The 12747-nt window shown below is 75.3% G+C and carries 13 protein-coding genes and 1 pseudogene; 8 read left to right on the forward strand and 6 right to left on the reverse strand.

The window, feature by feature from the left end; genetic code table 11:
* Positions 1-91 precede the first annotated feature (91 nt).
* Complete coding sequence (locus tag C1708_RS02900) at positions 92-742, reverse strand: phosphoribosyltransferase (RefSeq protein WP_106411147.1); 651 nt, start codon at positions 740-742, stop codon at positions 92-94.
* A 122-nt stretch (positions 743-864) separates the two neighbouring features.
* Here C1708_RS02900 and C1708_RS02905 point away from each other — a divergent pair, with 122 nt between their 5' ends.
* Complete coding sequence (locus C1708_RS02905) at positions 865-1320, forward strand: archease (protein WP_106411148.1); 456 nt, start codon at positions 865-867, stop codon at positions 1318-1320.
* A gap of 234 nt (positions 1321-1554) precedes the next feature.
* Entirely contained in the window at positions 1555-2790 is a 1236-nt protein-coding gene (locus tag C1708_RS02910) for an MFS transporter (RefSeq protein WP_106411149.1), read from the forward strand.
* A 176-nt stretch (positions 2791-2966) separates the two neighbouring features.
* Here C1708_RS02910 and C1708_RS02915 read toward each other — a convergent pair whose 3' ends face one another.
* The 3 genes from C1708_RS02915 to C1708_RS02925 all read right to left on the reverse strand — a co-directional run bounded on the left by C1708_RS02915 (position 2967) and on the right by C1708_RS02925 (position 4917).
* Positions 2967-3416 carry a hypothetical protein gene (locus C1708_RS02915; RefSeq protein WP_241911142.1) on the reverse strand — a complete coding sequence of 150 codons (450 nt, stop codon included), beginning with the start codon at positions 3414-3416 and terminating at the stop codon, positions 2967-2969.
* A 138-nt stretch (positions 3417-3554) separates the two neighbouring features.
* Positions 3555-4340 carry a nucleotidyltransferase domain-containing protein gene (locus tag C1708_RS02920; protein WP_106411151.1) on the reverse strand — a complete coding sequence of 262 codons (786 nt, stop codon included), beginning with the start codon at positions 4338-4340 and terminating at the stop codon, positions 3555-3557.
* Positions 4341-4380: 40 nt separating this feature from the next.
* Positions 4381-4917 carry a cysteine hydrolase family protein gene (locus C1708_RS02925; protein WP_106411152.1) on the reverse strand — a complete coding sequence of 179 codons (537 nt, stop codon included), beginning with the start codon at positions 4915-4917 and terminating at the stop codon, positions 4381-4383.
* A 52-nt stretch (positions 4918-4969) separates the two neighbouring features.
* Here C1708_RS02925 and C1708_RS02930 point away from each other — a divergent pair.
* Both C1708_RS02930 and C1708_RS02935 read left to right on the forward strand, forming a co-directional pair.
* Positions 4970-5255 (forward strand): annotated as a pseudogene (locus C1708_RS02930) (pyridoxamine 5'-phosphate oxidase family protein); the annotation flags it as partial.
* A 94-nt stretch (positions 5256-5349) separates the two neighbouring features.
* A complete protein-coding gene (locus C1708_RS02935; RefSeq protein WP_106411153.1) occupies positions 5350-5796 on the forward strand; it encodes a type II toxin-antitoxin system PemK/MazF family toxin in 447 nt (148 codons plus the stop codon).
* Here the strand turns inward: C1708_RS02935 and C1708_RS02940 are convergent.
* Positions 5771-6640 (reverse strand): TIGR02452 family protein, encoded by an 870-nt coding sequence (locus C1708_RS02940; RefSeq protein WP_106411154.1) that lies wholly within the window; start codon positions 6638-6640, stop codon positions 5771-5773. The genes C1708_RS02935 and C1708_RS02940 overlap by 26 nt on opposite strands.
* 296 nt (positions 6641-6936) lie before the next feature.
* Between C1708_RS02940 and egtA the strand changes: the two genes are divergently transcribed.
* From egtA to egtD, 4 genes are read left to right on the forward strand one after another with little or no spacing between them, the layout of a single operon-like run.
* Entirely contained in the window at positions 6937-8274 is a 1338-nt protein-coding gene (gene egtA / locus C1708_RS02945) for an ergothioneine biosynthesis glutamate--cysteine ligase EgtA (RefSeq protein WP_106411155.1), read from the forward strand.
* Positions 8271-9590, forward strand: coding sequence for an ergothioneine biosynthesis protein EgtB (egtB, locus tag C1708_RS02950; RefSeq protein ID WP_106411156.1), 1320 nt, complete (start codon positions 8271-8273; stop codon positions 9588-9590). The genes egtA and egtB overlap by 4 nt, the downstream gene beginning before the upstream one ends.
* The gene (gene egtC / locus C1708_RS02955) at positions 9590-10345 is read left to right on the forward strand and encodes an ergothioneine biosynthesis protein EgtC (protein ID WP_106411157.1); all 756 of its coding nucleotides are present in this window, start codon (positions 9590-9592) and stop codon (positions 10343-10345) included. The genes egtB and egtC overlap by 1 nt, the downstream gene beginning before the upstream one ends.
* Positions 10342-11304 (forward strand): L-histidine N(alpha)-methyltransferase, encoded by a 963-nt coding sequence (gene egtD / locus C1708_RS02960; RefSeq protein ID WP_106411158.1) that lies wholly within the window; start codon positions 10342-10344, stop codon positions 11302-11304. Before egtC ends, egtD begins: the two co-directional genes overlap by 4 nt.
* A gap of 30 nt (positions 11305-11334) precedes the next feature.
* Here the strand turns inward: egtD and C1708_RS02965 are convergent, their stop codons facing one another.
* Positions 11335-12585, reverse strand: coding sequence for an extracellular solute-binding protein (locus tag C1708_RS02965; RefSeq protein ID WP_106411159.1), 1251 nt, complete (start codon positions 12583-12585; stop codon positions 11335-11337).
* Positions 12586-12747 lie beyond the last annotated feature (162 nt).

Consider the following 12747-nt stretch of genomic DNA (forward strand, 5'->3'; position numbering starts at 1 on the left):
CGGCGTGCGCCCGTGGCCGCGCCGCGGGGAGCCCCCCTCGCGGCCACGTGCCGGTGAGCTGGGCGGCGGAGCGCCGCCAGGGCGCCTCGCGCTACGCCTGCTTCCGCCCGCGCAGCGCCCCCAGCACCTCCTCGTCCGTCAGCTGGTCGAACTCGTCGTACCACTGGCCGACGGCCATGAAGGCGGCCGGTGCGTGGAGGCAGATCAGGTCGTCGGTCTCGGGGCGGAGGGACGCGACGCCCGTCGGGGAGGCGACCGGGACGGCCAGGACGAGGCGGCCCGGGGCGCGGGCGCGGAGGGCACGCAGGGCCGCGCGGGCGGTGGAGCCGGTGGCCAGACCGTCGTCGATGACGATCACCGTACGGCCGCGCGGGTCGGGCGCGGGCCTGCCCTGCCGGTAGAGCCGTTCGCGTCGCCGCAGTTCGGCGCGTTCCCGTTCGACGACGGGTGCGAGGTCGGCGTGGGTCAGGCCCAGGCCGCGCAGGGCCTCGTCGTCGTACACGGGGACGCCGTCGCCGGCCATGGCGCCGACGCCGTACTCCTCGTGCCCGGGGGCGCCCACCTTGCGGACCACGAGGACGTCGAGAGGCGTGCCGAGCGCCTCGGCGACCTCCGCGGCGACGGCGACACCGCCGCGGGGCAGCGCCAGCACGAGGGGGTCGGGCAGGGCGCCCGCGTCCCGCTCCTGACGCAGCCGCGCGGCCAGTTCGCGTCCGGCCTGCCGGCGATCACGGAACCGCATGACGGTCGGCCTCCCTCCGTACGGCCAGGACAGGTCCCCGGTCGGCGTCCGCGTACCCCTCCCCCGGTGCGCGATGCGCCGCCACGGGGCATGGGGCCCGTGCGCTCGGGCAGTCGTGGTGCATGGTCGGTGACACGGGTGACCCGGGGCAGGCGCCAGGACCGGACCGCAGCGGGCACCGCTCGGTGGCGCAGGAGGACGAGGTACGGATCGAGGCCTGGGCGGCGAGCCGCGAGCACTGCCTGGCGGAGGCCGTGGTGGCGATGGTGGAGTGCTTCGCCGACGTCTCCGGCGTGAGACCGACCGGCGTGGGCCGCATCCGCCTGGAGGAGGCCAGCGACGACGACCTGCTGGCCGCGCTGCTCGACGAGGTCCTGTACCGCCTGGAGGTCCATGGTCACGTGCCCGTGGACGTGGAGGCGGACGAGGCCGAGGGCGGCCTGGACGTACGGCTGGCGGTCGCGGGCCTGGCGGACGTGCGGGTCACCGGGGAGGTGCCGACGGACGTCGGCTGGGAGGACCTGCGACTGCGGCCGGGACCGTACGGCTGGTCGTGCGCGGTGACCATCGACGGCTGAGACCGGTACGCGGCCGAAGCGGCGCGCTCAGTGGGCCGGCGCGGCGCGGCCGATGTCCGCTCGACGGCGTGGTCGGTGGTGCCGTCGGGGTCGCGCACGCCCTCCCCGTGAGGGCCCGCGCAGCTCTCCGCGCACCGTGGGAACCGGCTCGGTTTGCCCGGCCCGCCCCCGCTCGCTTGGATGGGCCGGTCCCCCGGCGGCCGCCGGGGGCCGGGTCGGCGGGGTGGGGGCCGGGTGGACGGGCGGCGGTCGCCGGGGTGGCGGTTCGGGTGGCTGTGGGCGGCGTACGGGGTCAGCACCTTCGGCACGCGGTTCGCGTTCGACGCGTTCGCGTTGGTCGCCCTGCTGGTGCTGGACGCCGGCCCGGCGGAGGTGTCGCTGCTGGCGGCGGTGGGCCCCGCGGTCGGCGCGGTGCTCGCGGTGCCGCTCGGGCCGTGGGTGGAGCACCGCCGCAAACGCCCGGTGATGATCGCGACGGACGTGGTCCGGTGCGCGGTGCTGCTCAGTGTGCCCGTCGCGTACGCCGTCGACGCGCTCACCGTGGGACAGCTCCTGATGGTGTCGGTGACGGTGGCGGCGGCCGACATCACCTTCCAGGCGGCGGTCGGCGCGTACGTGAAGGACGTCGTGCCGAAGGAGGAGCTGCTGCGGGCGAACGGGCGGCTGGAGTCGACGAGCTGGACCGCGACCATGCTGGGCCCGCCGCTCGGCGGGGCGGCGATCGGTTGGTTCGGCCCGGTGACGACGGTGCTCGCCGACGCCGTGAGCTACCTGCTGTCGGCCGGTGCGCTGGGCGCGGCGGGCGGCGGCGACCGGCGGCCCGAGCGGCCGGACGCGCGGCCCCGGCTGCGGGCCGGCGACCTGCTGGACGGGTGGCGGCACATCCTGCGCAGCCGGGAACTGCGTCCGCTGTTCCTCAACACGGTGCTGGTCAACGGGCTGATCATGGCATCGTCGCCGCTGCTGGTCGTGCTGATGGTGGGCCCCCTGGGTTTCGCTCCCTGGCAGTACGGTCTGGCCTTCGCGGTGCCGTGTCTGGGCGGGCTGGTCGGCGCGCGGCTGTCGCGGCGGCTGGTGGCGCGGTTCGGGCCGCGGCGGGTGCTGCGCGTCGCGGGGACGCTGCGGGCGTGCTGGCCGCTCGGGCTGGCGTTCGTCGGGCCGGGCACGGCCGGTCTGGTCCTGGTCATGGTGATCGAGTTCGGGCTGATCACGAGCATCGGCGTGTTCAACCCGGTGTTCGCGACGCGCCGACTGGAGCGGACCCCGGCGGACCGCGTCGTCCGCACCCTGTCGGCATGGTCGGCGACCGGCAAGGCGTCGATCGCCGCGCTGACCGCGCTCTGGGGCCTGCTGGCGAGCCTCACCGGCCCCCGCACCGCCATCGCCCTCGCGGGCGTCCTGCTCCTGGCCACCCCGCTGCTGCTCCCCCGTCACTTCGACGAGGCGCACCAGGGCCCCTTGACCCCCTGACAGTCGTCAGGGACACCCGTGTCCCCCGTCCGACGCACCGGTACGCCACCCTGTCCGCCGCGGCCGCCCCGGCCTTCGGCGGGCTCACCTGGCGGCTGGATGCACGCGGGAGGGGGCGGGCCGGTGTTCCGGCCCGCCCCCTCCCTTCCTCGTGCGCGCTTCGGGGCCGGAACGGCTCAGTACCAGCCCGTGTTCACCAGCGGGTGCCCGTCACACGCGAGGATGGCGCGCGAGACACGCCCGTCGAGGTTGTTCCCGATCCTCGTGTAGGCATGGGTGAGGCCGGGGTCCACGGTCTCGGAGACCCAGCCGTCGGCCCGGCCCGCGCCGCTGTTGGAACGCTCCAGCACCGCCGCGCAGTTGGTGCGCGCGTTCTCGATGCGCGCGAAGGACCCGCACGCGTCGGAGTAGAAGTACTTCAGCCTCATGCCCTCGAAGGACCGGGTGGCTCCGACCTGGCGGAAGGTGCCCGCACAGCCGGAGACCGTGGGGTACTGCCCCTCCCTGGCGAAGGCCCCGTAGTTGCCGCCCGAGTACGGCGCGGCGTGGACGGACGTGGGCAGGAGGGCCATCACTGCGGCTGCGCCCCCCGCGGCCAGCAGAGTCCTGAGCGATCGGCGGCTCATGATGCCTCTTCTCTGTGTGTCGAACGGCGTTCACGGCCGGCGCCCTCGGTCGGGGCCGCCGGCCCGGTGCCGTGACCGTACGGGGCGTCAGGGCCGCCGCGGCACCTGACAGTTGTCAGGGTCGGATGACGGCGTCGCTCACCCGCCGGCGTTCGCGGCCGCCTCCTCGACGCGTGCGGCCACCCAGGCCAGGAACGCCCGCACGTCGGCGGCGGGCAGGGTGGCCGCCTCCGCGCGGGGGCGTTCGAAGCTGGTCAGCGCCTCGGTGATCAGGGGCCGGAAGGCGGGTTCGGCCGCGGCGACGATCTCCCCCGCCCTGCGTTTGGCGAACCAGCGGCCGGTACGGCAGTGGACGGTGGCGCGGCAGCCGTTGAGCACCCGGTTGTCGGACAGGTGTCCCTCTCCGCCGGCGTGTTCCCGCACGGAGGCGCGGAGCGCGGCGAGCACCGTGGGCCGCTCCGGTGCCGCGATCACGTCCCGCGCCGACGCGCCGTACAGCGGGAGTCCCGCCTGGTGGGCGACGGAGCGGTCGATCACGTACCAGAAGGCCGCTGCGCCGGCGGAGTCGTCATCGGCCCGTTCGGGCAGGAAGGGTCCGGTGTTGAGGTCCAGCAGGTATCCCGCCTCACCCGACGGGCGGGCGGCGAAGTCGGCCGGGTAGACGACCAGTTCCAGGCCGGCGGCCGGGCAGGGCAGCGCGGGGTGGGCCAGCGTCCCGGCCAGCGAGGCGAGGTCCGCGCGCGGCAGCGCGGGGTCCACCACGACCGTCACGTCAACGTCGCTGCGCCCGTGGCGGTAGTCGCCGAGGGCGAGCGAGCCGACGGCGAGGACGCTCACCAGGCTGTCCCCGCAGACGGCGGAGGTACGGCGGACCAGCTCCTCCAGATAGGCGCGCAGTTCCGGCGGCGGGGAGGGACGGCTCATGCCCTCAGTGTCCCCCAGGAGGCGCGACCGGTCCGGGTTCTCACGCCCACAGCTCGTCGCTGTCGCACACCGTCGCGCTCATGTTGCGCTCCATCATCCGCAGGGCCGCGTCCGCCAGGTCGGCGTGGATGTGCGCGACGGCGTCCCGGGGGACGGTCACCTGGAAGTGCCGGATGTGCGCGTCGAGCGAGGAGTACAGCACGCACTGCTCGGTCACCTGGCCGCACAGCACGAGCCGGTCGATGTCCTGCTGGGAGAGCAGGTAGCCGAGCGGGGTCTCGAAGAAGATCGAGTGCCGGGCCTTGACCACGAAGAGCGAGGACTCGTCCGGGACCAGCGGCTCGACCAGGCGCGCGTGCGGTCCCGCCAGCGCCTTGTCGAGCAGCTCGCCGTGGTGGGAGCGCCACTCGCCGAAGTTGTCGTTGACGTAGATCACCGGCGCGTCCTGCCGCCGTGCCCGCTCCAGCAGGCCGGAGATCACAGGAACCACCGTCTCGGCGGACGGGAGCAGCTGGTCGGCGTCCGGGTGGTCGTAGGTGTTGATCATGTCGATGACGATCAGTGCGGTCTTGCCCATGCCTTCAGGGTTCCACCGGGGCGCGCGATCAGGCATCCCCGGCGCATCCGGGATCGGAACGCCCTCAGACCCGCGCTCCCCGTGTCCGCCGGGCTTCCGGGCGCTCGACCGGCAGGAGTGCCCGCGCCTGCCGGGCAAGGTGCCGGTCGGTCGCGTCGTGCACACCCGGCAGGCGCTTGCCGGTGGACTTCGTCCTGGACACGGACGCGTCCGTGGTGCTGTGCACCTCCGCGGACTCCGGCCTGGTGCGGGCCGTCGACGGTGTGGTGGTGGCGTTCGAGGCGGACGACTTCCACGTCGGGAGCCGGTCCGGCTGGAGCGTGGTGGTGACCGGGCGGGACCCGACAGGGACCGGGGACTGACCGCAGGCGTCGCGTGGGTGGTCAATCCCCTTGCGCGGCACCGCCGTACGGGTGACGTACGGTACCGCCTGTGACCGCCTACACCTCTGAGAACACCCCGGGCCGTTACGGCCCGTACGCCACGCTCGAGACCGAGCCGCGCTCCGTCGGCCGGGTGCGCACCGAGTACTCGCCGGCGTACGACGGCGACCCGGACCCCGGGGAGGTCGTCTGGACCTGGGTGCCGTTCGAGGAGAACGACGGCCGGGGCAAGGACCGGCCGGTGCTGGTCGTCGCCCGCGAGGCGGCCGGGACGTTCCTCGCCGTGCAGCTGTCGAGCAAGCGGCGCACCGGCGACCGGGAGTGGGTGCCGATCGGCAGCGGGCCGTGGGACCGGTCGGGGCGTGAGTCCTGGGTGGACGTCGACCGGGTGCTGCGGCTGCACGAGCAGGGCATGCGCCGGGAGGCGTGCGCGCTGGACCGGATGCGGTTCAACCTGGTGCGGCAGCGGCTCAGGGAGCGCCACGGCTGGAGCTGACCGCCGCCGGCCCGGCCGGCAGGTCCGCGAAGGTCCGCTCGAACGCCGCGCGGACCTCGCCGTCGCGGGTGCGGTCCAGGACGGCGAACGCCACGTGCCCGAAGGCGCCGTGGAAGCGTCCGCCGGGGCCCAGGGACGCACGGAACGCCTCCGCCACCTGTGCCGGGTCGTTGCGGAACACCCCGCAGCCCCACGCGCCGAGCACCAGGCGCCGGTAACCGTGGGCGGCCGCCGTCTCCAGGACGCGGCCCGCGCGGCGGACCAGCACGCCGGGCAGCTCCCCCGGCCGCTCGGGCGCCGTGGAGCGGATCACGCCCGCGTTGGGCGCCGGCGAGGTGAGGAAACCGACCGTGAAGGGGGCGTCCAGCAGGCCGCCCCGGTCGTCGCGGAACACCGGCACGGCCGGCACGTGGATCACCCGGTCGGTGTAGAACGGGTCCCGGTGGGCGCGGTGGTGCTCGTAGAAGCCGGGCGCCCGCAGCAGGCACGTGTACAGCGCCGAGGCGCGGCACAGGGCCTCCTCCTGGGCCTGCGCGCCGTTGAGGTAGCCGCCGCCCGGGTTGCGCGCCGAGGCGAAACCGAGCACGGCCACGGGATCCGCGCCGTCCGCGCCGGTGAGGCGACGGGCGGCGTCCAGACTGCTCTCGCCGGTCACCTCGAACCGGGTCCGCACCGGGCTGGACCGCGGCACCGCGACCGGTTCCGGTCCGTGCAGGGTGGTGCCCTGCCGCGCGGCCTCGACGGCGGGCCCGATCCGCACCTCGCGGCCGTCCGGCGCGCGGTAGGCGCCCTCCGCCACGATCTGTTCCGTCTCCCGGGCGATGCCCCGCAGGCGCGCGCTCACGGCGCCACCCCCGTAGCCGCCGTGACCGCGCCCCGCGCGTCCCCCCTCGTCGTGCTCACGCGAGCATCCTGAGTGATGCTGGTCACGCGGCGCAACGCGGTTTCCGCCGCCCCGGACGGTCCGGGACCGGCGGCGGGAGGCCCCGGCGGCGGGCGGGACGCGGAGGTGACCGACCCCTCACGCCCCGCCGGGCGCCCTTGTGCGGGGCGGCCCGAGGGTTTTGGGTGGACGCGTTGGTGCCGGCCAGGACCGGGCTCCGGGCCGGCGACATGGTGGTGTCTCAGGAGGATTCCCGCATGTCAGATCCGTCGAGCGGCTGGGCGCCGTCCCGCGCGGCCGTCACCGAAGCCGAGGCGGAGGCCCTGGTACGGGGCATCTGCTTCAAGACCGGACCGCCCCGCCGCCTCGGTGTGGAAGTCGAATGGCTGGTCCACGAGCTGCGCGACCCGCGGCTCCCCGTCTCCCGTGAACGACTCGAAGCGGCCTACGCCGCACTGCGCGCGGTGCCCCTGCGTTCGGCGCTCACCGTCGAACCCGGCGGCCAGCTCGAGCTCAGCTCGCCGCCCGCCGCGTCCCTCACCGAGTGCCTGACCACCGTCTCCGCCGACCTGGACGCCGTCCGCGCGGTCCTCGGCCGGGACGGCCTCGCCTTGGCCGGCATGGGCCACGACCCCTGGCGGACCCCCCGCCGCTACCTCCGCCGGCCGCGCTACGACGCGATGGAGGCCGCCCTCGACCGCACCGGCGCGGCCGGCCGGTACATGATGTGCACCTCCGCCTCGGTGCAGGTGTGCGTGGACGCCGGCCACGAGGAGCCCGGCCCGCTCGGCCACGTACGCCGCTGGTGGCTGGCCCATCTGCTGGGAGCCGTCCTGGTGGCGGTCTTCGCGAACTCCCCCGTCTCCGCCGGCTGGCCCACCGGCTGGCGGTCCACCCGGCAGCTGCGCTGGGCGCAGATCGGCGCCGGACGGGCCGGCGCCCCCGCGCTGGACGCCGACCCGCGCGGCGCCTGGGCCCGGCACGTGCTGGACGCGCCCGTGATGTGCGTACGCCGGGCCGACGACGGGCCGTGGGAGGTGCCGGAGGACCTGTCGTTCCGGCACTGGACGCGCCGCCGGTCGCCGCGCGCGCCCACGCACGACGACCTGGACTACCACGTCACCACCCTGTTCCCGCCGGTCAGGCCGCGCGGCCATCTGGAGCTGCGGATGATGGACGCGCAGCCCGGCGACGACGGCTGGACGGTGCCGCTGGCCGTGACGGCGGCGCTGTTCGACGACCCGGAGGCCGCCGAGACCGCCTACCGGACGGTGAAGCCCCTGGCCGAGCGGACACGGGGCGTGCCCGCGCCGCAGAACCCGCTGTGGCGGGACGCGGCCCGCGACGGTCTGGCCGACCCGGAGCTGCGGGAGACGGCGGCCGTCTGCTTCGCGGAGGCGCTCGACGCGCTGCCCCGGCTCGGGGCCGCGACCGCCCTGGTCGACCGGGTCGCGGCGTTCCGGGACCGTTACGTCGCCCGGGGCCGCTGCCCCGCCGACGACCTGCTCGACGCGTGGCGCGCGGAGCACGACGGGCGTACCGCGTCCGGCACGCCCCTCACCCCCCACCCGCACGGGAAGGACGTCGTCCCATGACCGACCCCGCCCTCGACGCCGAGACCCTGCGCGAGCGCGCGGTCGCCTCCCTGGTCGTCGCGCGGGACCGCACCACGCTGCTGACCAGCTGTGTGGAGGACCCCGACCTGACCGCGCAGCACTCGCCGCTGATGTCGCCGCTGGTGTGGGACCTGGCACACGTCGGCAACCAGGAGGAGCAGTGGCTGCTGCGCGCGGTGGCCGGCCAGGAGGCGATCCGCCCGGAGATCGACAGCCTCTACGACGCCTTCGAGCACCCGCGCGCCGAACGCCCGGGCCTCCCCCTGCTGTCGCCCGAGGAGGCCCGCCGGTACGCGGCCGACGTGCGCGGACGGGTGCTGGACGTGCTGGAGCGCACGGCGTTCGACGGGAACCGGCTGACCGAGGCCGGGTTCGTCTTCGGGATGGTCGCCCAGCACGAGCAGCAGCACGGCGAGACCATGCTGATCACGCACCAGCTCCGGAAGGGCCCGGCCGCCCTCACCGCGCCCGGCCCGGAGCCGGTCACGCCGTACGCCGGGCCGGCCGAGATCCTGGTGCCGGGCGGCCCGTTCACCATGGGCGCCTCGGCCGAGCCGTGGGCGCTGGACAACGAACGGCCCGCGCACCGCCGCGAGGTGGCGCCGTTCCGGATCGACGCCACGCCGGTCACCAACGGCGCGTACCAGGCGTTCGTCGAGGACGGCGGCTACGACGACCCGCGTTGGTGGACGCCCGAGGGCTGGGCGCACGTCCGCCGCGCCTCCCTCACCGCGCCGCTGTTCTGGCGCCGGGAGGGCGGGGTGTGGCTGCGCCGCCGCTTCGGCGTCACCGAACCGGTGCCGCCGGACGAGCCCGTGCTGCACGTGTGCTGGTACGAGGCCGACGCGTACGCCCGCTGGGCCGGGCGCCGGCTGCCCACCGAGGCCGAGTGGGAGAAGGCCGCCCGGTACGACCCGGCGACCGGCCGTTCGAGGCGCTACCCGTGGGGCGACGCCGATCCGACGCCCGAGCACGCCAACCTCGGCCAGCGCCATCTGCGTCCGGCGCCGGCCGGCGGCTACCCGGCCGGGGCGTCGCCGCTGGGCGTGCGGCAGCTGATCGGCGACGTGTGGGAGTGGACGGCGAGCGACTTCCTGCCGTACCCCGGCTTCGAGGCGTTCCCGTACAGGGAGTACTCGGAGGTCTTCTTCGGGCCGGAACACAAGGTGCTGCGCGGCGGTTCGTTCGCCGTGGACCCGGTGGCCTGCCGCGGCACGTTCCGCAACTGGGACCTTCCGGTCCGGCGGCAGATCTTCTCCGGCTTCCGCACCGCCCGCTCGGTGGAGGGCGCCTGATGTGCCGCCACCTCGCGTACGTGGGACCCGAGGAGCCGCTGGGCGCGCTGCTGGTGCGGCCGCCGCACGGTCTGTACCGGCAGTCGTGGGCGCCGCGCCGGCAGCGGCACGGCACGGTCAACGCGGACGGCTTCGGCGTGGGCTGGTACGCCGCCGGCGACCCGGTTCCGGCCCGGTACCGGAGGGCCGGGCCGGTGTGGGCGGACCTGTCGTTCACGGACCTGGCGCGGGTGGTGCGGACGGAGGCGCTGCTCGCGGCCGTGCGCGACGCGACACTGTCCGGCGCCGACGCGGAGGCGGCCGCGGCGCCCTTCGCGTCCGGGGCGTGGCTGTTCAGCCACAACGGCGCGGTGCCGGGCTGGCCGGGTTCGCTCGCGCCGCTGGCCGCCACGGTGCCGGCCGGGGACCTGCTGTCGCTGGAGGCGCGCACCGACTCGGCGTTCGTGTGGGCGCTGGTGCTGGCGCGGCTGCGGGCCGGCGACGCCCTGGGGCAGGCGCTGGCCGACACGGTCGCCGAGGTCGCCCGGGCGGCGCCCACGGCCCGGCTGAACCTGCTGCTCACCGACGGCGCCGCCGTCGCCGCGACCGCCTGGGGGGACACCCTGTGGTACCTCGTCCGGCCCGGCGGGGGCGCCGTCGTCGCCTCCGAGCCCTACGACGACGACCCGCACTGGCAGGAGGTGCCCGACCGCACCCTGCTCGCCGCGAGCCGCACCGAGGTGCTGCTCACCCCGCTCAAGGAGCCCTTCACGTGAGCCCGTTCCGTCTCACCCGCACCCTCCCCGAGGACGCCACCGCCGCCGCGCTGCGCGCCGACGTCCGCGCGGGACTGACCGGCAGCCCCAAGACGCTGCCGCCCAAGTGGTTCTACGACGCCCGGGGCAGCGAGCTGTTCGAGGAGATCACCGCGCTGCCCGAGTACTACCCGACGCGCGCCGAGCGGGAGATCCTGCTGGCCCGCGCCGACGAGATCGCCGCCGCGTCCGGCGCCCGCACCCTGGTGGAACTGGGCTCCGGCTCCTCGGAGAAGACGCAGCATCTGATCGCCGCCCTCACCGGGCTGCACGCGTACGTCCCGGTCGACGTCAGCGAGTCGGCGCTGACCGGGGCCGGGCGGGCGCTGGCGGCCGAACGGCCCGGCCTGGAGGTGCACGCGCTGGTCGCGGACTTCACCGCGGAGCTGACCCTGCCGGACACCCCGGGGCCGCGCCTGGTGGCGTTCCTCGGCGGCACCATCGGCAACCTGCCGCCGGCCGAGCGGGCCGCGTTCCTCGCCTCCGTCCGCGCCCTGCTCGCCCCGGGCGACGCGCTGCTGCTGGGCACGGACCTGGTGAAGGACGAGGGGACGCTGGTCCGGGCGTACGACGACGCGGCCGGGGTGACGGCCGCGTTCGACAAGAACGTGCTGAACGTCGTCAACCGGGAGCTGGGCGCCGACTTCGACCCGGACGCCTTCGACCACGTGGCGCTGTGGGACGCGGAGCACGAGTGGATCGAGATGCGGCTGCGCTCGCGCACCGCGCAGTCGGTGAAGATCCCGGCGCTCGGACTGGCCGTGGACTTCGCGGAGGGCGAGGAGCTGCGCACCGAGGTGTCGGCGAAGTTCCGGCGGGAGGGCGTGCGCGCGGAGCTGGCGGCCGCGGGGCTGGACCTGGCCCGGTGGTGGACGGACGGCGAGCAGCGGTTCGCGCTGTCGCTGAGCGTCGTGCGCTGACCGGCCGCCGCGCGGCGCGCGGGGGCGCCCTCAGTCGAAGGCGAGGGTCTCGGTGATGCGGCGCGCGGCGCGCTCGGCCTCCTTCGCGGGGTCGGCGCCGGTGAGCACCCTGGTCATGTACTCCTTGATCGGGTTGTCGGCCTCGACCACGCTCCACCGGGGCGTGGCCGGGGTCGCCCGGCCCCGTGCCGCGCCGGCCGCCATGGCCTCCAGCCCCTCCTCCCCCGCGACCGCGTCGGCGAGGTCCGCCTTGTTGGGGACGTAGTTCATGGTGCGGGCGAGTTCGGTGTTCCACCGGGCTCCGGTGAGGGCGGCGACGACCTCGACGGCGGCGTCCTCGGCGTCGGTGTTGGCCGGGACGACGAGGTCGGAGCCGCCGGTGAAGACGGCGCCGGGGCGGCCGGCCTCCTTGCCGGGGACGGGGAAGTAGCCGATCTCGTCCTCGAGTCCGGGGTTCTGCTGGACGATCGCGCGGACCAGTCCGGGGACGGCGACGATCTGCGCGACCCGCCCTTCGGCGAACACGCCTGCCTGCGGCGGGTGTTCCTCGTCGGCGTCGACGGGTCCGTCGCCGAGCCGCTGGAGCCGGCGGTAGAAGTCCATGCCGCGCAGGGCGGCCTCGCTGTCCAGGGCGCCCCGCCAGACGCCGTCGCGTTCGGTGGCGAGTTCGCCGCCCTCCTCCCAGATGAAGCCGGCCAGCGTGTACCAGTCCTGTCCGGCGAGGTAGATGCCCTGGGTGTCGCCGGTGTCGAGCCGCTCGGTGATCTCCAGCCACTCGTCGCGGGTCTCGGGCGGGGTGACGCCGGCCGCGCGGAACAGGTCCTTGCGGTACACGACGACGCGGTTGGCGGCGTACCAGGGGATGCCGTACTGCTGGGAGCTCCAGCGGCCGGGTTCGGCGAGGCCGGGCAGCCAGTCGTCGCGGCCCCAGTCGCGCATGGACTCCAGCGTGAGGTCGAGCAGGCCGTCGCCCTCGGCGTAGGCGGACACCTGGGTGTTGCCGACCTCGATGACGTCGGGCCCGTCGGGGTCCTTGCCGCGCAGGGCCTGCTGGACCTTCTCGCCGATGCCGGTCCACTCCTGGACGCGGATGTCGAGGTCGAGCGTCCGGTGCTCCCGCTCGAACTCCTCGGTGAAGCGGTCCAGGAAGTCCTGCGAGGCGCTGTGCTGCATCAGCCACACGGTGACGGTGCGCCGCTCCGCCGCGCTGTCGGACATCACCCCGCAGCCGGTGAGCAGGGAGGCGGACACACAGACGAGGGCGAGCAGACGGCGTCTCACGTGAGGTCCTGTTTCTCTGTCTGGCGGACAGGGCGGGGCCCGACGTGGGGGCGAGCAGGAGCTCGGACGGGTGCCCAGCATCTTGGTATGGACCAATGCCCGGGTCAAGGCCGTCGGGCGAACGGGGTGGACGTCTCGCGCCCGGACCCCGGGTGAGGCACG

Source organism: Streptomyces sp. DH-12 (genome assembly GCF_002899455.1).
Taxonomy (GTDB): Bacteria; Actinomycetota; Actinomycetes; order Streptomycetales; family Streptomycetaceae; genus Streptomyces.